Below are 16,685 nucleotides of genomic sequence, written 5' to 3'. Positions count from 1 at the left end.
CTACTTCACAAATACCAAAAGCATCGTCATTGCCAGCACAACAGCAAGCCCAATAAAGCCAACTTGCCAAACTGGAAGAATCAAGCTGCCCAACGTAATCGGGTTGTTGAGCAGCATAAACAAAACATCCCAGAAAGCTGCGATACTCAGGGCCATTGCTAACCCGCTCAACCGCCGAAGCATTAACGTTTCTTGCGTTGCATCTTCAGGCGGGATTAGGAGAAGCCAGCCAGCGATCGACAACTTCAAGGCAATATAAATAATCCAGCCCCCAACCAACAACCTGGAGAAGTGTGCAGCACTCACACCAAGCGCAAACCAGAAGCCATAAGCACTCCCGAAATGTACAAGTTTCACCATTTTCAGGCGCTTCGATATCTTCGCCATTGGCTACTTACCTGCTAAAAATTCAAAAACTGAATTGAGCGCCGTGCCGTTTTTTCCCACCTTCAGGAACAGCAGCCGATTTCGTTGGGGCGAACGCCTTCGGGCTGGTCGTTCCATACTGCATTAATCGCCGTAATCGCGCCCTCGTGTCCAAGATAGCGACCATTTCAACAGGCTTTTCATTGGGTTCGGTTTCAGATTTGGCTGTCTCCTTTTCCTTATCAGCTTTGAGCTTTTTAGCAGCCCGCTTCAAAGCCGCCTGTAGCTTGTGTTCTTGGAGTTCAATGTGATGCTCAACTTCATTGGAAATTTGAGCAACAGCCGTCCCGCTCTCTGCCGCCAGTTTTTGTTGATTTCCTAGAAGCCCTTTATGGGCAACGAAGATATCAACAACAGACTGATCAATCTTATCGATGCCTGCGACACCTTGCTTGACGCAGCGATTCACGAATTCGTGATACTTGGTTATCCCACTGATGTAGCTTGTCAGGTTCTGCTCAATAGCAGGCAAATTATCAAAAGGAAATTCGAAACGATCTAACTTGTCGGCCATCTGCCCGATTTCGCTGGGGGTCATTCCCGGCAGCATGGTCAGGAAGTCGCCAATCCCAAAATAGCTGTTGAGCAGCGTCTGCATTTCGGGCGCTGAATCGAAAGATTTTATCAATCCAACGACTGACGGCGCGATGGGAGCATTTGCCCTGTCAGTAAGGGTTTTCGAGGTGTCAGGAGCGTCAGCACCTGACGAATTTCGAGCATTGTCGTTGTGCTTTACCAGTGCGCTCCGAAAAGCGGAGGCAAAGCTTTTGGTTTGTCGTCCATCTCACCTCCTAAGCAAAACGCCCTTTATCAGCCCTTCAGATTCTGCTTTTTGGCGCTCAAGTCGAGCGCCGCAGGCAGCATTTATCTAATTCTTTGGTTTGAATTTCCTGCTTTAGTCGGGCGTTCTCCGTCCAGAGAAAGACGATCGTTACTGCGATCACTAGCATCCCGAACAGGTCGGTCAGGGTAAACTGTTGCTTCTCCGCCATTACCTTGAATCCAGAAACTACTCATTACATAGGCAGAAAGTCCCCCTCCAACAATCCCCAAGCCAATCAAGATCCAAAGTACAGTGTCAGCAAGCTTGCTAATTTTTTTCATATAAAATAGCGTCACGATGCGCTCGACTTGGCGGCTGGCGCTAGGGCTTTCAGAGGTTTCTCGTGACACTCTGATAGCTGTTTCTTTTGCTCCCCAAAGCGCCCAAAGTCCCTTGCTCAAAGGATTTGAACATCTGCGGAGCGATTTTCCCCAAATCTCCACCACCGATCCGGGTCAGAACCATCTGCATAATCCGAGCGCCGCGCAGATCAACGATGCTGTCTGCAACGGCAGCGTCGAAGCTCTCAAACTGGTCGTCCATGTTAAACCCGGCTTCTTGCCCTGTTTGCTCAGATTGAGTTTCAGGAGCTTTGGCGGTGTTTTTAGCGGCTTGTTGTGCAGTTTTGTAACTCATAAATCTCCTCCATTGTTTGGTGAATCAATCGAACTGCTGTATCGTACTGGTACTTTTTAACCAGTTTTCTAAACTCAAAAAGCACCTCAATAGAACTTCTTTTAAAGCTTTCATCTTGAGGGATGAAGTTGAATCCACGGGGTCTAACTTCCATTGGCACCAGACATAACAAGTCTCTTCTTAGCGTGCTGTCTGCTCCTCCGTAAAACTCTTGAACCAGTGTTTTTCTTGGAAGTTCAGCGATCGCTTTGGGAAGGACATCATCAAGGCTTTTGAAAGCCCATTCTGTTTTGTAAATATCCGACCACGATCTGCTCACGGCTGCGTTCATGAATCGCTCACGATCTGCTCACGCCTCCAACAATAAAAAAGCGCTCAATGAGCGCCATAAGATTGTGGATTTTCCCACAACTATTTTTGCTGAATCTGACTTGCTAATACTGCGATCATCAAATCGGAACAACCTTTGTAAAACCAGTCTCTAACGGTTGCGAGCGCTGGCGGCTGCCCTCCCGTGGAGGATAAGAAATTTTCAATTACTGGCAGAATCAAGCGCGAGGAAGTCGAAACAAAATCCCGTTCTTCTGGGTAAAATCTGCCTCCAAGTCCAGCTTGTTCTAGCAGCGATACAGCTATTTCTTGCAGCTTTTCCTTATTGCGTGTATTGTGACAGCCACCAGCGCTGTTACATGGCTGCGTTTTAGCAACATCAATTTGTGCGATCATTAATTTGCCTCCAAGACCATTTGGGGGAACTGCCGAAAGGTGGGAAGCGATCGCGTCTTTGCCGGGGGCGATCGCTTTGATTTTCTGAATCGTATCACATTCGTTAATTTTTGGGGTAAGTTTATGGCACTTCAAGGTAAACTTATAGGCAAACCTACAGGTAAAGCTATGTACTTTTCTATGAAACCCCAGAGATAATGGCTTATCAGTTTTCGCTTTCGTATTACTACATCACAGAGCAGCACGATAAACAGCTCGATGCGTTCAGTGAAGCATCAGGAGACTCTAGACAGGATTTAATCAATCAGTATGTGCGGGGATGGTTAGGCCGTAACCGCCCATACTATGAAACCTTGGCAAGACTGGATGTTGCCAAGAGGGAAATGGATGAGGATGAATGGGCAGAAGTAATTGTTGGGCAGGGGTTTGATGCTCTTCCTGAGTACAAAAATCCAATAGTAGATGGTGAAATTTCACCCTCACCCTTGGGACACATCATCTTGCCCACAAAGGTTGATAGGAGAGACATTAACTACATTTTCCTAACCAAGCAAAACTACATACTGCTCAGAACAGCCATTTATTACGATGGCTCAAAAATTGCTCAGTACCTTTCTAGGATTATCTACGAGCATTTACAACGAAACTGGGAACCGCTATATGCCGCCCAAGTAGCTGCTGAAACATCTAACGACTGGCTTAAAAGGAGATAAATAATAATGGTAGAAGCTGTGCAACAAGAACTAACACTAGAAAAAGTTCAACAGGCTGTTAATGCAATTCTCCAAGCTTTAGGAAATCCAGAGAACAATTTGCAAATCGAAGCTTGGACAGCTTTTCAAAATGGTGATTACCAAACTGTTAAACGTTTTGCCTCAACTAATTTGGCTGATTCTTACTGCAAATCTTTGGGATATTTGGGAGGTGCATTCAAGTTGACCCCAAACACTGACACAATTTTGGCTGAGTCTGCACGAGCGGCAGCTGACTTTGCTAAAGAGAGAACATTGAGACAATTAGGGAATGCGATCGCAAAGGCTCTCAACTAACTAATGCGATCGCTCTAGGTAATCAAAAACCCTCCTGAAAAGTTTTTCAGGAGGGTTAAAAGTTGTATTGGTTATTGATTTTTGGATATCCAAATCAAATGAAAAATATTCGCTGGAAGCGGGTTCTGCTAGCTGTTGTCTACGTTCAGAAGGAACCTCGCGAAGTTGAAGAAAGCGGAGTAAGAGTCTCTTTCCAGGTATCAAGAGGAGATGAAGGAAAACAATGTCCGGCGTTTCAGGAGTTTACTGGCAAAGAAGCAGAGAACCTTCGAGCAGGGCTTTCTAAAGTGTTGGAGGCTAATCGATTTTCATAAGAGCGTAAAAACAACACAGCATAAATCATCCTGAAAAATTTTTCAGGATGATTTGCAAGGGAATCATCGCTTACTCCATCGGATCTTCGCGTCCAATGCCAAGCGATCGCAAGTGGGCTTTGACATCTTCCCTGCTTTGTCCACAATAGTAATACTTCTTCTCTCTGAGGTTTGCCAAATAAAAGCCGGATTTTCCACCATTGATACGAAATAAATTAATAACCACTTGCTGCTCAGTAACGCCATAAAGTGCAGCAATATCATTATCTTTGACTGGGTTTTCAGCCCCTATGAAAATTTCCGTATCTTTAATGAACCAGCGCCCTACTCTGCACTCAAAAATTCGGAAGTAGCTTGGATAGACAATAGTGCAATCATTCATACTCGCTGAATTTGATAAAATGGGTAAAACATTGAAAACCCCTATTGGGGTAGGGGTTTTCTCTATGGATTAGCCTTGTTGAGGTTCATCCTCGGAACCGTCTAACTCAGGTGGGTTAATCTCGATTTCCCGTTCACCTGTACCAAGGTTCTCCTTGAACCACCTTTGGTCTTCTGTTAACGGGTTTTCGTTTTCAACCTTCTCGAAGATATCAATGTCCGATGGCTTAACATCTTCTTTTTTTCCGTTTCCTGATTGACTCATTTTCTCACCTCCTTAATTTGAGGGTGTAACTTTTTCCCTCATACATTAATTCTATACCGTGGGGACATGGATGTAAAGAGAGTTTTGTATAAATAGTTTTGTATTTTTAACCATTTACCATCAATAAACTCTATACCACGGGGACATGGTTTTAATATATAATAGAGGTAATCGGAGGTGAATGATGCAAAAAATACGAAATAATCAAGGAAAATTTACTACAGACAGAGCAGAGGCGAGAGACGCAAAACTGAGTTTGAGAATTGAACCATCTGTTTTAGAAAAAATTCAAGCGATTCCAGGTTGGCAAGAAAAAGTGCGATCGCTGCTCTATGAATTAGTCGAAAAAGAGTAGCGGATGAAAGGTAACGGAATGCGTGAGGGCTATCACTTGGGTAATAAAAATGGTAAGAGTTTGTTTTGAGTGGTGGCTTGAAGAAAAAGACGGTAGCGAACGGTTTTTGCTTAATGAGATTGCTTTTGTTGCAAGGGTTCCTTCACTTAATGAATATGTTCATTCAATTGAAGTATCTTCAGGGATCAGAAACATCGGAATCGTTACTAAAGTAGACCTTTTTTGCTACAGCCAGGTAGAAGATGTTGGTACACCATTAGCAACAGTAAAAGTTATCACGGGGGTAGATTTCTCATAGCTTGCTGCGATCGCTGCTCTATAATTCACTAAGACAGAGCAGGTCGCTCCTGAAAAATTATTCAGAATCCTGCAAGACATCGATCGCTTTCAAGTTATGATGCGGATTTGAAAGCTCTCCTCTAATCCTCTGTTCTAAGAGCAAAAGCCAGTCTATATGCTCCATCTGGTTTTGCCATGAAAGTTTGGGATTTTTCTGAATATGAATAAGTGAAAGCGGCGCTAGGGCAACACCCGCGACTGCGCGACGGGGTGCAAGTTCTCTGAGGGCAAAGCCTTGGGTGAACCCCTGAAGATCGCAGTCCCAAATACCAACAGGAGAAGAATCGCCATTGCGCCAGACACGCCATATTGCAAAGCGATGCGTGAGCGCAGGATTATACTGATTATCATGCGATCGCAGACGGAAAGAGGTTCCGTTGAATTCCCCAGCCATCTCTGCAAGCAATTCGGGGAGATAGTCAAGGGTGATGAGGTAGTCACACTCGCCATGTATTGAGGTGACGCGATAGGTGCTAAGTCCCCCTGGCGTGGTACGTTCAATTCGCAAAACAGCGCAGTCCTTTCCGTACCATCGCTTGATAATTTTTGGGGAACTGCGACGCTTTTTCTTTCCCTTGAATAATTGCTTAATCCATCGTTGTAGTTTTGTGAGCCAAGTAGCTGCCACATTACTCGCGCCCCTTGGTCAAAAATTGCCCTAAAGCGAGTGCAATGGTGTCTGTGGGAAGTCCCAAAATTCCAGCGATTAGCACAACACAGGGATAGAAGATTTGGGCATTGAGTTCGCGGGAGGCGATCGCAAATTCAATCCCAGACTTGCTAAATTTGAAGGAAATATCTGTAGACTGAGCCGCGATCAGGGTTGTCAAAAAAAGCGCAAATAGATAGGAGTATCCTTTGCCGAGGCGAGAGTCGTTTTTGGGGGGTGCGTTCACGTTAGTGCGCCGTAGGCATCGCCATTGTTCTGGCAAGGTTGGTGTACTAGTTAAAAATTCCCCAAATAAAAAGCGCCACTGGATTACAGGGACGCTCTGAACAGGTATTGTGTGTGGAGGATTAAACCAAGGAATAGCGGGTAATTGTTGGTGAACCTTGGCCCATTAGAGAAAATGTAACTGTGCAGATCGCTGTACTGGTGAGACTTTTGTCTAGATTCATCACGACCGTAGCGCCCTTTAAGCCATCGCCCACGGCATAACCTGCGGGTGGTGGATCTTGCTGCCAAACATAAACCTCGCGCCCGGAAACAGCGTTGCTTGCAGCAAAAAAAACTCGACGGAAAGCTTCATCACTGGAAAGTAAATTCGCAGTCCAAGGCAGTTCCCAGGATTGTCCAGTGATTGCACCGTCTTTGTAGCCAAGAACATCTTCAAAACCAATACATCAGCCCGATCGCTGTTAAGTTTTGCGCTCAATTGAGTACCACCAAGCAGCCGCAATTTTGCCACATATTCAGCAGTGGAACTGCCTGTTAATGCTGCTGTTGCAGGCTCGATCGCAATCGTAGTAGCTCCAATAAGAGCATCTGCTGTTAGATAAACAGTCAGCGTGTCTGTGCCGTTGTCAAAGGTTAAAGGTGTGCCACCAGCTATAGCCCCTGTCAAAGCAGTTACAGTCACGCTAGTTGCTGCACTGGTGATGCCACTGGCAGCCGTAATACTCACATCTTCTGGCTCGGTGCGATCGCCCAGTGGTAACAGCGCCACATACAGCTTTACCTTATTGCCCGCACCAACTTGAAAAGTCTTGCTCATTCTGATCTCCGGAGATTCTGATCCGGGGTCAGGGTTCCCTCACCTGCCAATCTTTAATAAAAATCTTGCATTGTTCGACAGTCAATAATTTATCAGAAGCTGGCATTGGACTGACTCTTTCTATTAGGTAATAGGCAGGTAAATCTCCACTCAATAGTCCAATTACCTCCACCAAACTTTTATTTGTATCCCACTGCTTGAGGTGAATTTCCCAAGTGTTTGTGAAGGTGCGATCGCCCCCAATATTCGATTTCACGTCAGGATATGGCTGTTTAATTACTACTTCTAAGCCTGAAGTTTTAGTGCCATTCTCTGGGTAATTCCAGCCTTTATCTGGGTCGGGGAGACAGGCGATCGATGGGGCTGTGGTGCGATCAGGAAAGGTGTAAGTTCCTAATGAATCTTCTAATATTGCCAGCACGTCGGCTCGTAAAATAAGAATATCAATCATCTATTTACTTATTAAATGTTTATTTCTCAAGCCCAAGCTGGTAGGCTGTGGGCGATCGCATACAAAGAACTTGGCTTGCGGGAGCGAGAAGTAAGGGCGGTGTTTTTGGAGTTTGGCGTTACTTCTACAAAAATGATTGCTGTGAACGATTACGAGAAAGTTATTAATAGGCTAAAAGAGTATGCCGATGCAAATTTTTGATGATACATGAAAAATTTTTCATGAAGTGCGCTCTTGATAGTCGAAGCACATTCGCTCCCACAAATCCTCAAATATCTTTTCGATTTCCTCTACTGATTGGAACTTAGAAACGGTTATGCAATAAAGCTTGAGATTTTTAGTAAACCTTACCTCTGAGTCAAACGCTTCTCTGCTTTCTATGTTGTAAACATAGATGTTCAAGAAATATTTTGTGCCAATAACGTCATAAATTCGTTTTTGCAGTAGAAAGTCAGCATGGCGAAAGCCAGTTTCTTGATACTGTCTGTAACCCGCCTCTAAAAAGTATTGTGAATTCATAACAACTTGCTAATCTGACAGCTTTCAAGCCAGTATCTTATTTCGTTAGTGCCAATCCATATAGTTTCATTGCTTTTTTGATACTTAACCCTAAGCGATAAAAAGCTATGCTCAACCACAGAGAAAGAGTCGCTTAAGCCTATTAGTTCGTAACGACTGCCGATTGGATATTCAGGGTGTTCATACAAAGGACTGGTCATAGAAGTTTATTCAACTGCTGCTGCATTAATTCTGCTGCGTCACACTCTTCTAATCCTACTTTTGTCCAAGGTCTTGCAGGTAGTTCTGTGCCGTTTTTGGTAGTCGCGCCATCATGAATGATCGCAGCATGATCGGATTCCCAAGTGTATTCAGCAGCATTGGCGCTTCGGGCAATCACCAGAGAATTATATAATTCTTCTTCATCCAAAATATTTCGCGGACTGCCTACTAAGTCACCATTGTTGCGGAGGGTTTCACGCGCCATTCCCAGATGTCGGAAGCGATCGCGTTTTGAAATGAATCAGCAAGCGCATCTACGGCCACATCAAAAGCGCGGTTGATGATGGAGTTTAACTTACTTGAATTGATACTGATGTTAGGCATTTTTTATATCTTCTTCTAGCTCCTTATTTGTATCTACACCCAAATCAAGGGGTATGTTTTCCGCTCTCAAAAATTCCTTTGCTTCTTCTAGTGAAATTCCAAGTAGCTCTGCAAACCTTCCAAGAGATATCTGCTGTTTTTCATAAAGCTCAATAGTTGTAGTAGTTCTCGCAACCCAATCTTTTATTGCGTTAAAAGGTGTGTACCCTTCTCCCGGATGTCCTTTCCCTGGATGGATATAAGTTTTATAGGATAAAACGCTATCGTATTTTGCTGTTGAAAGATGGAGATTCATAATATTCTCAATTTATACAAATTATCCACAATCTGCCGCGTGCAGCTACCAATGCAGTAGGCTAACTTCTCTTCATTATCATCAATTTGGTCAGTCAGCAATAATTGATTCTTGAATCTAAGATAATTGGTTGCCATGTGGACAGCCTCGTGTGAAACGCACTCAGAGCCAAGGCAATCTTTGTAAAAAAGTACATCCCCTATTTTTGGCGCAGTAATCCAGTTTCCGCCATCATATTTTTCTCGCCGTCTTGGGATTGTGATAGCTCCATATCCACCATCAGCATCTTTATCCCACGGCGATAATTTAGCTCCAGTTTCCCACATTTCGGCTTTGGCTTCAAATATATGAATGTGGTAGTAATGCCGAAAATCGCTGATAAATGGATTGTATTTTGCGGGGGTAACTTTGATTTTGGCAAGTGGCATCAGTTCCTCCGAAATATCCCCCGAATTGGTGTAATTGCATCAATCCCCATCGCCACCACATAAGGAGATTGCACCACTGGCAATAACTTAAATCTCCCCGTTTCTGGCTTGCCGATCGCCACATTTATTTCAATATCAGCTTCTGCTAAAAATTCCACCCCTTTGGGGTAAACTTGCGGCTCAACCAAGTAACCTTCTAGCAACGTTGCATGACCATCAGCGCCAGCAAATTGCTGAATTTCGTTGGCATAGCGGTTAACTGTGCTGGTATCTGTTGTAGGCTTGAGGACAGCTTTGATGATTTCAGATTTAGTGTTAAGAGAACGGTTGCCGACGGCGTTAGTGGCGTAAGTGCCGTCAGCAACCTGAAAAGTGAGTGTGGTGTTTTCAAAGCTGGAGAAGGGAGATGTCATGACTGAGGAGGAAGTTGGCTGAGAATCGTTTCTCTGAATTCTGACTGATGCGGAAGCTGACTTAAAATTGCGTTTCTCAGCACTTCATTGTTAAGGACAGCTTTACCAAGCACCAAATAAAATTCATTGGATATTGCCTGCGATGCTGCTATCCAGGCTTGCTGAATTTTCTCAGGTAGGCTTTCCCATTCAGGCATAGGCAACCCTTGATAGTTTTTAAAATCCGTTGTTTGCCCGTAAGCTTTATATGCAATTTTTGCTAGTTCTAGTTCTTCTGAGTGCATGGTTTAACCTAATCTTGTTAGTTGATTGTGAAGCTTTAAAGATTCAAAATCGCGTAATTCTTGCTCTGTCGGGTATCTCCACAAAGGGAAACAATCAAGATCGCAATGAATTAGCTTATTGATGGGCGATATGTCCAACAGCCAATGTTCTTGCTCGAATTTAGCAAATACTCGATTTTCAAAGCTATCAAGAACTACGGTGCTTGATGGTTGAGGTAGTTCGGACTGCGTTTCATTCCAAGTGGTGGGCATGATGTGCCTGCTTAACCTGCCGAATAAACTGTGAAACTTCCAGATACCACAGTGTAAACTCGACCATTGCCATCGCTGAATTTGAGAACGAAACTCAATTCCACTTCAGAGTCGGGAAAGTCTTCTGTGTCGGCAGGTTCAATATAGAAACTCCCCATCACAGTTTCAACCTTGGTTTGATTGTCCACCGCCGGATCTGTTTGATGAATCGCTGACCCAGTTTTGATAATTGGTGCAGCCAGAGGATCGTCTTTGCGCTTGGCGGTAAATTCAGCGTTCAAGCCATCTAACTTTTGTCCCTGAATCTTGAACGATACAGGGGTTAAATCTCCCCTCACCAGTCTTGAACCACTGAAGACAGGTGCTGAGGAACCTGGTTGCAGCAAAGTACTCAAATCCGCCCTGTGCAATGAACCTTTGGGAGGGGCTACAGGAGAGACATTGAGGAAAAATTTGACTTGAGATTGGGTGACGGATGCGATCGCCCCTGCGGGAAAATGTAGCTTCCGTTTGAGTGTGCCGGATAAACCAGAGGTAAAGGCAACTGCGTCGGGCTTAACAGAACGTTTTTTACCCAATGCCCCCACGCTGGCAGTTGTGATTGTGGCAATTACCCCAGGCTTGCCGAAATTCTTGCGGATTTTGATTGTGCTGATGTCGGCGGTGGTAGTGGATGCAATAACGCCGGATGCAAGGTTTGTCATTAGTCAAGAGTGATAGTGAGGGCAGTGGCGGGAATTGTGGGGATTGTGCCAGCGCTAATTACCTGAGTAGGAGATAGGGCATAGCGTCCGAGGTAATTGCCACCACTAGAAGCGTCGAATAGCTGTACATGAGTTGCAGTCCCTTGAGAACCCGTGGACTCGCCAAAGGCGATGTCTGTGGCGTTGGTTTTGCTTCCCACTGTGGCGATGGGGAAGTTGTTGGTATTGTTGGTTACGCTAACTCGTGCGTAGCCGTTGCCACTAGGTTCTGTGCCAGCTAGTGCATCTGTGGGGCTACTGGTAGCGTAAGCGGTATACAGAGCAGTAATCACATTGAATGGTACGTTGCCGAATAGTTGGTTGAGCAGCGCATTCTTGACGTAATTGCTCAAACCGCTTACTGCAAATTGCACAGTCAAGGAACCGACCGGAATTCGCATTGCATCTCCGACGGTGATGTTGATGGGGCTGCTCAAGGGAAAATACACCAGCATGTTGCCACTGGTGGGTGAGTCGAAGACTGCGATCGCTTGTACCAAGCCGTGATTGCTGGATGCTTCGCTGAACTGAATTTCTGTGGCGTTGGACTTGATTTGGTTCGCTGTAACAGCAAAATTTGTGGTGTTGTTGGTAACGGCAATGCGTTGGTATCCGCCGGAATTGGGTTCTGCACCAGGGCCAGTTTCACCAGGTACGCCTACCATGTAGCCAAAATACAGTGTATTGGGTGTAGCGTAGGGCACGCCACCGAATAGTTGATTGAGTAGCTGTGCTTCGCAAAAATCGCTTAGAGAGCCTGACATGAGTATAATTTCTTGCAAGAAACTTCATTGCAATGATTCCCTTTTATGGACAGAAATCTTCTAAACTCTTTACCAGACAACTTTGAGAGATTTTCAAGTACAGTAACTGAACTTCACCAGGAAGACTGGCACGGTGGATATCAAACACTCTGTGTCTGGCGCGGCAACGAATTTATCTTCGAGGTTTGGTACTGGATTGGCGATCATGATTGGCAAGAATTCTTTAATAAACTTTGGTATAAATCTGGATTAAATCATCAGCAGATTTATAGGGTTATTGGGTGTGCTGCCAGGTGCATACAAAGAGAAGCAGACTTTGCTAAAGTTAATCGGCATTAGTAAATAGAACCTGAAAAATTTTTCACTATCTCGCTAGTCTCGAAGTATTGGTGTGGCTTTAGTGTCAACTTGCGATGAAACTTCAACCAAGCTATTAGGTGAGAAAGATATTGTTAAAACAGCTTCTCTTGCAATACATTCGGAGTTGTCTGTCTTTTGCTCGACCGCCAAGGCGATCGCATCTCTCGCATCATCTAGTACTTGATAAGCCTGTTCTGGGCTTAACCTAAAGCATTTAAATAGCTCGATAACCCCTAAAACTAAAGCATCTTTCTGAGTCCGCATCGGTTTTATCATTTTAACTAACTCCTCAACAACATCCCCCCACCTCCACCCATCGAATCTGGGCTTGGTGGTAAACCTAGTTGATATCTTAACTTTTCAATCAATTCATCACGTTGGGCAAACATTCCTGCACTTCTAGAACCCGTCTCCCACTCCAGGACATCAGCTTTTTTGAGTGCTGAATTGACAGACGATCGCTCACTCACAATCGCCCTCTCCACAGCTTTTAAATCAGCCATTATCTGCAAAACTTGATTGACCAAATATTCAGATTCAGCCTCGATTTTATCTAGCCTTGCCCTAGCGCCCTGTCTCTAGGTCGCGGTATCTATGGCTACTTGGGTCGAACTGGTATGGCATTTATGAAAAATTTTTCATGAGGTAGCGATCGCTTGACCATCTCATCAACATCAGATTGGCGGATGGTGGCGAGAGATTGGAGTTGGGCTAGGGTTAGGGGTTGTCCAGATTGGATAGTCATTTTTTCTTTTTCGCGCTTGATAAGGTTTGGAAGGATCTACAAGCCGCCAGCCGTGGCAAACTTTACCTACGCCGCGCAAAACGTTATAGACATTGGCGACATTTAATCCGTGTTCGCGGCAAAAACGAGTAACACTCTTAAACTCCACGATTTTGCCTTCTGGGGATATGAGTCTGTAAGTCATAGAGTGGGCTGCTGTGACGCATTTTTGAGTTTCACCAATGCGTGGGCGATCGCGTTAATTGCTTGTTCCTGGGCTACTCCCTTTGGAGTTCCAGTCTTGGCATCAAAAGGGGCAAAATGCAGATGCAGCAATTCATGAACCAGCACTGCTTCCATCTCATAAGGGCGCATTTGATCAAATGGATACTCTTCGGGTTTAACTAGCTTGATGTCAGCAATTTTCTTGTTTATATCCCAAGTGACCAGCCCCTCGGCTTCATCCATTGAGTCGATAGAGGCGATAAGGGACTTGCGTAAAAATAAAGTACCAGTAAACCGAGTTTCGACTGCGCTCAACTCTCGATGGCTGAGGGTTGAGCGCAGTCGAAACCCGTCTAGTTGGGATACTATTAACCCGCAGATCCCTAATAACTGACACCTCCCAGTCCTGAAGCTTGAGAATGCGTTGCCATTCCTGGCAAGACTGCTGGGGATTCTCTAAAATCACGCCGCTAATACCTCATCTTTTTGTTGAACCTTCTCAGTCATTGCCACCTCAGCATCAATGTCAAATTGTCGGGGCAATGTTTTACCTCGTTGCAGTAGCAGCAATAGTGTGCGCTGGCTAATGAATCCAAGATTGGCGAGGGATTCTAACTTATCTATCTGCTCTGGGGTCAGTGGCACAGAAAGTAAGTCTTCATCCTGGGTGATGCCGCCGCCCTCGGTTTCCCCGGTGTAAGCCACCCAAAGTTTAAAAATCTGCTGCATCGCTGATTCCTTCCGGCGGGCCACGCCTTTGAGGTTGGCGCTGGTTTTGGTAGAGTCCAAAAGCACTTCTGTGGCTGTCTTTTGATGTTCACCACTGGTCAAGAAGTCCAGAGTCATTCTGTCCATCGCGGCTTCTAGGTTTTTGATGTCGTCCTTGGAAGCTGCGATCGCCACACCACTAGGTTCAGCAAAGAAAAAGTCCCCATCCGCCGGAATATCTAACACCGAGTTGGGGCCAATCACCAATGGGGGGACTTTCTTTATGTCATCTACCGTTCTGATTAAACCTTTCCGCACCGGTACTGGCAAGTTGCACTTTCTCAGCACTTCATTCAACTGGCTGCGTTTCTGGAAATGCTCAATGTTGAGCTTTGCCAGATTCAGAAACGGCGCTTTGGCATTGAATAAACCGCTTTCAGTTACCGAATAATAAACCAGGGGAATTTCTGCAAGACTCGTTGTCCCTTGTTCCACCAGTAGTAATTGTGCTTCTCCCTTGCCCTCAATGATCTGAAAAACGAAGTACTCACCTGGAATCAGCACACGATAGTAAACAGCTTCCTTCTCGCCATAATCCCCATCTGGCTCTAATCGGGTTTCGCGGATAGTCACTCGCGTTAACTGGGGTTTGCCATTTATCTTGGTTGTTTGCCAGTTGAGAATATCGCGGCGGTCAACTAAAACCAGGTATGGGCGGCGATCGCTCTCCAATAAATCCGCCTGAGAATTGATATTTGGGTCTTCGGGAGGGTGTTCCACCATCACCCCACACCAGCCATCGCGCAAGCAATATTGGTCAACCTCGTGAAAAAATGTCCAGAGGTCATTGCCCATCAGGTCGATGTTATTCTGGTTATCCAGGATGCTTTGGGCGGTATCATCGTTGAGGCTGAATACACTCAAAAGTCCTGCGTAGTCTTTGATTGCAGGCTCGAAGCGATTGTCAAAAGTGGTGCGGCGGATGCGATCGCTCCAGGCTTGGGGCGGTTCCTTGGTTTCTTTGGGAAGATAAGCCCTCTCTCGCCCTTCCAAATTATTCCAGCAATCAAGCAGCAGAAGCAGATTGCCTGAATATGCAGCAGCCGCAAGGGAGAGGGTCGAGGGTAGATTGTTGGAATTGGTGGGAGGCAAGAGCTACATCACTTCTAGGGAGTGTACGTAGCCAAAATTCCCTCAAGAAGTTCATGTTGGGCTTGCAAGGTTACAAACTCAATTGTTAACGCTTCCTAAATCCCTTATATGTCCGCTTTGTCCGAGATCCGATCAATCCCTTGTCTTGAAAGTATTGCTCAATCTCCTGTTCGGTTCGTCCAGAAAGAAACAATTGCATATCATTGGGACTGGTGATTTCAGTCTTAGCTTGAAAGCTCCAGAATGGTGTTCCTCTCAATTCCCGCATGGTTCTTTTTGCGATCGGGAAAACTCTTAACGTTTCTCCTGTTACGCCATGCTTTTCGTCAATAAAAGGAATACAGCGATCATTAACTGCATCAGCATTTGTAGCAATTTCAGAGGGTTCTTCAAATTCGCCAAAGTATAAAATCAATCCAAATAATTCTGGATGCCCTGTATAGCCGAAGTCAAAAAATATAGGTTCATCGTTGAACTCCAACCTATTGAGATTGGCTTCCGACAATCCGAATCCGTATAGATTTCCACCGCCTTGCAGCGCTGCAACAAATTTGATCATTAAAACCTATGCGCTGGTCAATGTGCGGACGCTGCCTTAAGCACGTAGCCGAGCCTAATTGAAGCGATCGCCCTGTCCGCACCCAACAAGCATTTTGTAAGGTTTAGGCGATCGCATCCCCGTTTATTTGCTATTTTTCAGCTATCGGTATGCTAACGAGAAATATCAACCGTCTGCCTAGCAGCCTATATCCTTGCCCTTTTTCGTCAAGAGATAGGTTTAATTGCATCTATATATTAACTCTGAACTTCTTCTGTTTCTGGAGTGCTTGTTTTTTCCAGGTAAGCTTTAGCTCCAGCAATAAGCTTTGTTTCTACTTCTGAGATGTCTAAACCCTTGAATGAGCGCTTGTAGGCTGCTAGTAGCTCTTTTCTAAGTGCCATTCCAAATTCGCTTGTGCCTTCAATAAAGGCAGAAACTGCATCAACAATGGTCGTATCCTCTAATCGCACCTTGTTGAAAAAGTTTTCAAGAGTTATTTGAATCCCTTTGAGGGTTAAGTTAGCAGAACCTGCGGATTTCCCCCCCTTAATTTTGGCAATGTCATCGGAGGCTAGTTTTTGAGTTAATAGCTTTGTCGTAGAATTGCGAGTTGTTTTTGCCTTGCTAGGAGCCTCTGTTATTGCTGTAGTAATAGAAGATGTATCATCCTTGAAAGACCTTGCCCATTGCAAGACCACACTATCAAAGGCGTTTTCGGTTATCATCTCCGATCCGTCTTCCATCGGGTGAATTACTTCTTTAGCTCTGCCAAGTAGTTTTTTCACTTCAGTTGGCGATGTGCTTGTGGCCTTTGCCAACGTTTCTAGGCTCAAGAATCTCGTTTTTGTGGCGCTATTATCAACGGCTATTCTTTCTGCAATTGCAACCATATTATTCGCTCCAGTTTCTTCACATTCTAAACATATTTCATAGCCTAGAAGTGGCTTTAATTTAAGAAAAAGTTCTTGGCGATATCGCAGCAGAGTCAAAAGCGATGAAATACTCGCGCACCTTAAATTTAAGATAGTCTGTTCCTTAAATACTGAAATATAGGGTATCACTTGGTTTAGCGCTGTTACCAGCTTTGGCTCATCAAACAGCCGCGAGAGTAATTCACCATTGTTAATATTCATAAAACGCAAGTATTTTTATTCCTTTTCCCCCTTCCCTGTAAAGAGGTAACAGTGCTAGAGTTCCTTTGTTCCAGTGCTT

Annotated in this window: 37 protein-coding genes; 7 read left to right on the top strand and 30 right to left on the bottom strand. The window is 44.8% G+C overall.

The genetic code is table 11. The annotated features are described in order from the left end of the window. From FD724_RS07620 to FD724_RS07595, 6 genes are all read right to left on the bottom strand, one after another. Nucleotides 1–387, bottom strand: a complete 387-nt coding sequence (locus FD724_RS07620) for a hypothetical protein (protein ID WP_179072097.1) — start codon at nt 385–387, stop codon at nt 1–3. Nucleotides 388–409: 22 nt separating this feature from the next. Beyond that, on the bottom strand, nt 410–1,024 hold the full coding sequence (locus tag FD724_RS07615; protein WP_179072181.1) for a hypothetical protein: 615 nt from the start codon (nt 1,022–1,024) through the stop codon (nt 410–412). Between the two features lie 266 nt (nt 1,025–1,290). Continuing rightward, nucleotides 1,291–1,599: a hypothetical protein gene (locus FD724_RS07610; protein ID WP_179072180.1), complete on the bottom strand. Its 309-nt coding sequence runs from the start codon at nt 1,597–1,599 to the stop codon at nt 1,291–1,293. Beyond that, on the bottom strand, nt 1,580–1,885 hold the full coding sequence (locus tag FD724_RS07605; protein WP_179072179.1) for a hypothetical protein: 306 nt from the start codon (nt 1,883–1,885) through the stop codon (nt 1,580–1,582). Before FD724_RS07605 ends, FD724_RS07610 begins: the two co-directional genes overlap by 20 nt. Then, a complete protein-coding gene (locus tag FD724_RS07600; protein ID WP_179072093.1) occupies nt 1,854–2,216 on the bottom strand; it encodes a hypothetical protein in 363 nt (120 codons plus the stop codon). The genes FD724_RS07605 and FD724_RS07600 overlap by 32 nt, the downstream gene beginning before the upstream one ends. 80 nt (nt 2,217–2,296) lie before the next feature. Then, nucleotides 2,297–2,746, bottom strand: coding sequence for a hypothetical protein (locus FD724_RS07595; RefSeq protein WP_179072178.1), 450 nt, complete (start codon nt 2,744–2,746; stop codon nt 2,297–2,299). Nucleotides 2,747–2,808: 62 nt separating this feature from the next. On the opposite strand from FD724_RS07595, the gene FD724_RS07590 reads away from it, so the two are divergent. The 3 genes from FD724_RS07590 (at nt 2,809) to FD724_RS07580 (ending at nt 3,974) form a co-directional block, all read left to right on the top strand. Then, the gene (locus FD724_RS07590; RefSeq protein WP_179072090.1) at nt 2,809–3,324 is read left to right on the top strand and encodes a transposase; all 516 of its coding nucleotides are present in this window, start codon (nt 2,809–2,811) and stop codon (nt 3,322–3,324) included. A gap of 6 nt (nt 3,325–3,330) precedes the next feature. Beyond that, a complete protein-coding gene (locus FD724_RS07585; RefSeq protein WP_179072089.1) occupies nt 3,331–3,660 on the top strand; it encodes a hypothetical protein in 330 nt (109 codons plus the stop codon). A 62-nt stretch (nt 3,661–3,722) separates the two neighbouring features. After that, nucleotides 3,723–3,974 carry a hypothetical protein gene (locus FD724_RS07580; RefSeq protein ID WP_218651504.1) on the top strand — a complete coding sequence of 84 codons (252 nt, stop codon included), beginning with the start codon at nt 3,723–3,725 and terminating at the stop codon, nt 3,972–3,974. Nucleotides 3,975–4,044: 70 nt separating this feature from the next. Here FD724_RS07580 and FD724_RS07575 read toward each other — a convergent pair whose 3' ends face one another. Continuing rightward, complete coding sequence (locus FD724_RS07575; RefSeq protein ID WP_256874475.1) at nt 4,045–4,356, bottom strand: hypothetical protein; 312 nt, start codon at nt 4,354–4,356, stop codon at nt 4,045–4,047. A 69-nt stretch (nt 4,357–4,425) separates the two neighbouring features. After that, nucleotides 4,426–4,620, bottom strand: a complete 195-nt coding sequence (locus FD724_RS07570; protein WP_179072177.1) for a hypothetical protein — start codon at nt 4,618–4,620, stop codon at nt 4,426–4,428. Nucleotides 4,621–4,801: 181 nt separating this feature from the next. Between FD724_RS07570 and FD724_RS07565 the strand changes: the two genes are divergently transcribed. Both FD724_RS07565 and FD724_RS07560 read left to right on the top strand, forming a co-directional pair. Further along, entirely contained in the window at nt 4,802–4,975 is a 174-nt protein-coding gene (locus FD724_RS07565; protein WP_179072176.1) for a hypothetical protein, read from the top strand. A 22-nt stretch (nt 4,976–4,997) separates the two neighbouring features. Then, a complete protein-coding gene (locus tag FD724_RS07560; RefSeq protein ID WP_179072175.1) occupies nt 4,998–5,273 on the top strand; it encodes a hypothetical protein in 276 nt (91 codons plus the stop codon). Nucleotides 5,274–5,330: 57 nt separating this feature from the next. Here FD724_RS07560 and FD724_RS07555 read toward each other — a convergent pair whose 3' ends face one another. The 4 genes from FD724_RS07555 to FD724_RS07540 all read right to left on the bottom strand — a co-directional run bounded on the left by FD724_RS07555 (nt 5,331) and on the right by FD724_RS07540 (nt 7,480). Then, the gene (locus FD724_RS07555; protein WP_179072085.1) at nt 5,331–5,942 is read right to left on the bottom strand and encodes a hypothetical protein; all 612 of its coding nucleotides are present in this window, start codon (nt 5,940–5,942) and stop codon (nt 5,331–5,333) included. 1 nt (nt 5,943) lies between these two features. Then, nucleotides 5,944–6,210, bottom strand: coding sequence for a hypothetical protein (locus FD724_RS07550; protein ID WP_179072174.1), 267 nt, complete (start codon nt 6,208–6,210; stop codon nt 5,944–5,946). A gap of 240 nt (nt 6,211–6,450) precedes the next feature. Beyond that, the gene (locus FD724_RS07545) at nt 6,451–7,029 is read right to left on the bottom strand and encodes a hypothetical protein (protein ID WP_179072173.1); all 579 of its coding nucleotides are present in this window, start codon (nt 7,027–7,029) and stop codon (nt 6,451–6,453) included. 28 nt (nt 7,030–7,057) lie between these two features. Further along, nucleotides 7,058–7,480: a hypothetical protein gene (locus FD724_RS07540; protein ID WP_179072082.1), complete on the bottom strand. Its 423-nt coding sequence runs from the start codon at nt 7,478–7,480 to the stop codon at nt 7,058–7,060. 15 nt (nt 7,481–7,495) lie between these two features. On the opposite strand from FD724_RS07540, the gene FD724_RS07535 reads away from it, so the two are divergent. After that, nucleotides 7,496–7,681: a hypothetical protein gene (locus FD724_RS07535; RefSeq protein ID WP_179072081.1), complete on the top strand. Its 186-nt coding sequence runs from the start codon at nt 7,496–7,498 to the stop codon at nt 7,679–7,681. Nucleotides 7,682–7,699: 18 nt separating this feature from the next. Here the strand turns inward: FD724_RS07535 and FD724_RS07530 are convergent, their stop codons facing one another. The 10 genes from FD724_RS07530 to FD724_RS07485 form a co-directional block, all read right to left on the bottom strand. Continuing rightward, nucleotides 7,700–7,999: a hypothetical protein gene (locus tag FD724_RS07530; protein ID WP_179072080.1), complete on the bottom strand. Its 300-nt coding sequence runs from the start codon at nt 7,997–7,999 to the stop codon at nt 7,700–7,702. A gap of 196 nt (nt 8,000–8,195) precedes the next feature. Then, a complete protein-coding gene (locus tag FD724_RS07525) occupies nt 8,196–8,465 on the bottom strand; it encodes a hypothetical protein (protein ID WP_179072172.1) in 270 nt (89 codons plus the stop codon). Beyond that, a complete protein-coding gene (locus tag FD724_RS07520; protein ID WP_179072171.1) occupies nt 8,429–8,584 on the bottom strand; it encodes a hypothetical protein in 156 nt (51 codons plus the stop codon). Before FD724_RS07520 ends, FD724_RS07525 begins: the two co-directional genes overlap by 37 nt. Then, nucleotides 8,577–8,879: a UPF0175 family protein gene (locus FD724_RS07515; protein WP_179072078.1), complete on the bottom strand. Its 303-nt coding sequence runs from the start codon at nt 8,877–8,879 to the stop codon at nt 8,577–8,579. The genes FD724_RS07520 and FD724_RS07515 overlap by 8 nt, the downstream gene beginning before the upstream one ends. Next, entirely contained in the window at nt 8,876–9,307 is a 432-nt protein-coding gene (locus FD724_RS07510) for a hypothetical protein (protein WP_179072170.1), read from the bottom strand. Before FD724_RS07510 ends, FD724_RS07515 begins: the two co-directional genes overlap by 4 nt. Beyond that, complete coding sequence (locus tag FD724_RS07505) at nt 9,307–9,720, bottom strand: hypothetical protein (protein ID WP_179072169.1); 414 nt, start codon at nt 9,718–9,720, stop codon at nt 9,307–9,309. The genes FD724_RS07510 and FD724_RS07505 overlap by 1 nt, the downstream gene beginning before the upstream one ends. Beyond that, a complete protein-coding gene (locus FD724_RS07500) occupies nt 9,717–10,004 on the bottom strand; it encodes a hypothetical protein (RefSeq protein WP_179072076.1) in 288 nt (95 codons plus the stop codon). The genes FD724_RS07505 and FD724_RS07500 overlap by 4 nt, the downstream gene beginning before the upstream one ends. Before the next feature lie 3 nt (nt 10,005–10,007). Continuing rightward, nucleotides 10,008–10,256 (bottom strand): hypothetical protein, encoded by a 249-nt coding sequence (locus tag FD724_RS07495; protein ID WP_179072075.1) that lies wholly within the window; start codon nt 10,254–10,256, stop codon nt 10,008–10,010. 11 nt (nt 10,257–10,267) lie between these two features. Next, the gene (locus FD724_RS07490) at nt 10,268–10,960 is read right to left on the bottom strand and encodes a hypothetical protein (protein WP_179072168.1); all 693 of its coding nucleotides are present in this window, start codon (nt 10,958–10,960) and stop codon (nt 10,268–10,270) included. Then, the gene (locus FD724_RS07485) at nt 10,960–11,763 is read right to left on the bottom strand and encodes a hypothetical protein (RefSeq protein ID WP_179072167.1); all 804 of its coding nucleotides are present in this window, start codon (nt 11,761–11,763) and stop codon (nt 10,960–10,962) included. The genes FD724_RS07490 and FD724_RS07485 overlap by 1 nt, the downstream gene beginning before the upstream one ends. Before the next feature lie 45 nt (nt 11,764–11,808). On the opposite strand from FD724_RS07485, the gene FD724_RS07480 reads away from it, so the two are divergent. Next, complete coding sequence (locus tag FD724_RS07480) at nt 11,809–12,102, top strand: hypothetical protein (RefSeq protein WP_179072071.1); 294 nt, start codon at nt 11,809–11,811, stop codon at nt 12,100–12,102. A 33-nt stretch (nt 12,103–12,135) separates the two neighbouring features. Here the strand turns inward: FD724_RS07480 and FD724_RS07475 are convergent, their stop codons facing one another. The 8 genes from FD724_RS07475 to FD724_RS07445 all read right to left on the bottom strand — a co-directional run bounded on the left by FD724_RS07475 (nt 12,136) and on the right by FD724_RS07445 (nt 16,606). After that, the gene (locus FD724_RS07475) at nt 12,136–12,399 is read right to left on the bottom strand and encodes a hypothetical protein (RefSeq protein ID WP_179072070.1); all 264 of its coding nucleotides are present in this window, start codon (nt 12,397–12,399) and stop codon (nt 12,136–12,138) included. A 5-nt stretch (nt 12,400–12,404) separates the two neighbouring features. Further along, on the bottom strand, nt 12,405–12,626 hold the full coding sequence (locus FD724_RS07470) for a hypothetical protein (protein ID WP_179072166.1): 222 nt from the start codon (nt 12,624–12,626) through the stop codon (nt 12,405–12,407). A 95-nt stretch (nt 12,627–12,721) separates the two neighbouring features. Beyond that, entirely contained in the window at nt 12,722–12,868 is a 147-nt protein-coding gene (locus FD724_RS07465) for a hypothetical protein (protein WP_179072165.1), read from the bottom strand. Continuing rightward, a complete protein-coding gene (locus FD724_RS42000; RefSeq protein ID WP_372726505.1) occupies nt 12,798–13,052 on the bottom strand; it encodes a hypothetical protein in 255 nt (84 codons plus the stop codon). The genes FD724_RS07465 and FD724_RS42000 overlap by 71 nt, the downstream gene beginning before the upstream one ends. Continuing rightward, nucleotides 13,049–13,387, bottom strand: coding sequence for a hypothetical protein (locus FD724_RS07460; RefSeq protein WP_179072164.1), 339 nt, complete (start codon nt 13,385–13,387; stop codon nt 13,049–13,051). Before FD724_RS07460 ends, FD724_RS42000 begins: the two co-directional genes overlap by 4 nt. Before the next feature lie 147 nt (nt 13,388–13,534). Next, on the bottom strand, nt 13,535–14,932 hold the full coding sequence (locus FD724_RS07455) for a DUF4055 domain-containing protein (RefSeq protein WP_179072163.1): 1,398 nt from the start codon (nt 14,930–14,932) through the stop codon (nt 13,535–13,537). An 85-nt stretch (nt 14,933–15,017) separates the two neighbouring features. Then, nucleotides 15,018–15,491 carry a hypothetical protein gene (locus tag FD724_RS07450; protein WP_179072162.1) on the bottom strand — a complete coding sequence of 158 codons (474 nt, stop codon included), beginning with the start codon at nt 15,489–15,491 and terminating at the stop codon, nt 15,018–15,020. Between the two features lie 236 nt (nt 15,492–15,727). Beyond that, nucleotides 15,728–16,606 (bottom strand): hypothetical protein, encoded by an 879-nt coding sequence (locus tag FD724_RS07445; RefSeq protein ID WP_179072161.1) that lies wholly within the window; start codon nt 16,604–16,606, stop codon nt 15,728–15,730. Nucleotides 16,607–16,685 lie beyond the last annotated feature (79 nt).

It is taken from the genome of Nostoc sp. C057, from assembly GCF_013393925.1.
Lineage (GTDB): Bacteria > Cyanobacteriota > Cyanobacteriia > Cyanobacteriales > Nostocaceae > Nostoc > Nostoc muscorum_A.
This window is presented reverse-complemented; position numbering and strand designations above follow the sequence as displayed.

Bases quoted from the DNA above. Each gene is read 5' to 3' on its own strand.
- FD724_RS07620 (WP_179072097.1), bottom strand. From the start codon at position 387: ATGGCGAAGATATCGAAGCGCCTGAAAATGGTGAAACTTGTACATTTC.
- FD724_RS07615 (WP_179072181.1), bottom strand. From the start codon at position 1,024: ATGCAGACGCTGCTCAACAGCTATTTTGGGATTGGCGACTTCCTGACC.
- FD724_RS07605 (WP_179072179.1), bottom strand. From the start codon at position 1,885: ATGAGTTACAAAACTGCACAACAAGCCGCTAAAAACACCGCCAAAGCT.
- FD724_RS07600 (WP_179072093.1), bottom strand. From the start codon at position 2,216: ATGAACGCAGCCGTGAGCAGATCGTGGTCGGATATTTACAAAACAGAA.
- FD724_RS07590 (WP_179072090.1), top strand. From the start codon at position 2,809: ATGGCTTATCAGTTTTCGCTTTCGTATTACTACATCACAGAGCAGCAC.
- FD724_RS07585 (WP_179072089.1), top strand. From the start codon at position 3,331: ATGGTAGAAGCTGTGCAACAAGAACTAACACTAGAAAAAGTTCAACAG.
- FD724_RS07575 (WP_256874475.1), bottom strand. From the start codon at position 4,356: ATGAATGATTGCACTATTGTCTATCCAAGCTACTTCCGAATTTTTGAG.
- FD724_RS07570 (WP_179072177.1), bottom strand. From the start codon at position 4,620: ATGAGTCAATCAGGAAACGGAAAAAAAGAAGATGTTAAGCCATCGGAC.
- FD724_RS07565 (WP_179072176.1), top strand. From the start codon at position 4,802: ATGATGCAAAAAATACGAAATAATCAAGGAAAATTTACTACAGACAGA.
- FD724_RS07545 (WP_179072173.1), bottom strand. From the start codon at position 7,029: ATGAGCAAGACTTTTCAAGTTGGTGCGGGCAATAAGGTAAAGCTGTAT.
- FD724_RS07540 (WP_179072082.1), bottom strand. From the start codon at position 7,480: ATGATTGATATTCTTATTTTACGAGCCGACGTGCTGGCAATATTAGAA.
- FD724_RS07535 (WP_179072081.1), top strand. From the start codon at position 7,496: ATGTTTATTTCTCAAGCCCAAGCTGGTAGGCTGTGGGCGATCGCATAC.
- FD724_RS07530 (WP_179072080.1), bottom strand. From the start codon at position 7,999: ATGAATTCACAATACTTTTTAGAGGCGGGTTACAGACAGTATCAAGAA.
- FD724_RS07525 (WP_179072172.1), bottom strand. From the start codon at position 8,465: ATGGCGCGTGAAACCCTCCGCAACAATGGTGACTTAGTAGGCAGTCCG.
- FD724_RS07520 (WP_179072171.1), bottom strand. From the start codon at position 8,584: ATGCCTAACATCAGTATCAATTCAAGTAAGTTAAACTCCATCATCAAC.
- FD724_RS07515 (WP_179072078.1), bottom strand. From the start codon at position 8,879: ATGAATCTCCATCTTTCAACAGCAAAATACGATAGCGTTTTATCCTAT.
- FD724_RS07510 (WP_179072170.1), bottom strand. From the start codon at position 9,307: ATGCCACTTGCCAAAATCAAAGTTACCCCCGCAAAATACAATCCATTT.
- FD724_RS07505 (WP_179072169.1), bottom strand. From the start codon at position 9,720: ATGACATCTCCCTTCTCCAGCTTTGAAAACACCACACTCACTTTTCAG.
- FD724_RS07500 (WP_179072076.1), bottom strand. From the start codon at position 10,004: ATGCACTCAGAAGAACTAGAACTAGCAAAAATTGCATATAAAGCTTAC.
- FD724_RS07495 (WP_179072075.1), bottom strand. From the start codon at position 10,256: ATGCCCACCACTTGGAATGAAACGCAGTCCGAACTACCTCAACCATCA.
- FD724_RS07490 (WP_179072168.1), bottom strand. From the start codon at position 10,960: ATGACAAACCTTGCATCCGGCGTTATTGCATCCACTACCACCGCCGAC.
- FD724_RS07485 (WP_179072167.1), bottom strand. From the start codon at position 11,763: ATGTCAGGCTCTCTAAGCGATTTTTGCGAAGCACAGCTACTCAATCAA.
- FD724_RS07480 (WP_179072071.1), top strand. From the start codon at position 11,809: ATGGACAGAAATCTTCTAAACTCTTTACCAGACAACTTTGAGAGATTT.
- FD724_RS07475 (WP_179072070.1), bottom strand. From the start codon at position 12,399: ATGATAAAACCGATGCGGACTCAGAAAGATGCTTTAGTTTTAGGGGTT.
- FD724_RS07470 (WP_179072166.1), bottom strand. From the start codon at position 12,626: ATGGCTGATTTAAAAGCTGTGGAGAGGGCGATTGTGAGTGAGCGATCG.
- FD724_RS07465 (WP_179072165.1), bottom strand. From the start codon at position 12,868: ATGACTATCCAATCTGGACAACCCCTAACCCTAGCCCAACTCCAATCT.
- FD724_RS42000 (WP_372726505.1), bottom strand. From the start codon at position 13,052: ATGACTTACAGACTCATATCCCCAGAAGGCAAAATCGTGGAGTTTAAG.
- FD724_RS07450 (WP_179072162.1), bottom strand. From the start codon at position 15,491: ATGATCAAATTTGTTGCAGCGCTGCAAGGCGGTGGAAATCTATACGGA.
- FD724_RS07445 (WP_179072161.1), bottom strand. From the start codon at position 16,606: ATGAATATTAACAATGGTGAATTACTCTCGCGGCTGTTTGATGAGCCA.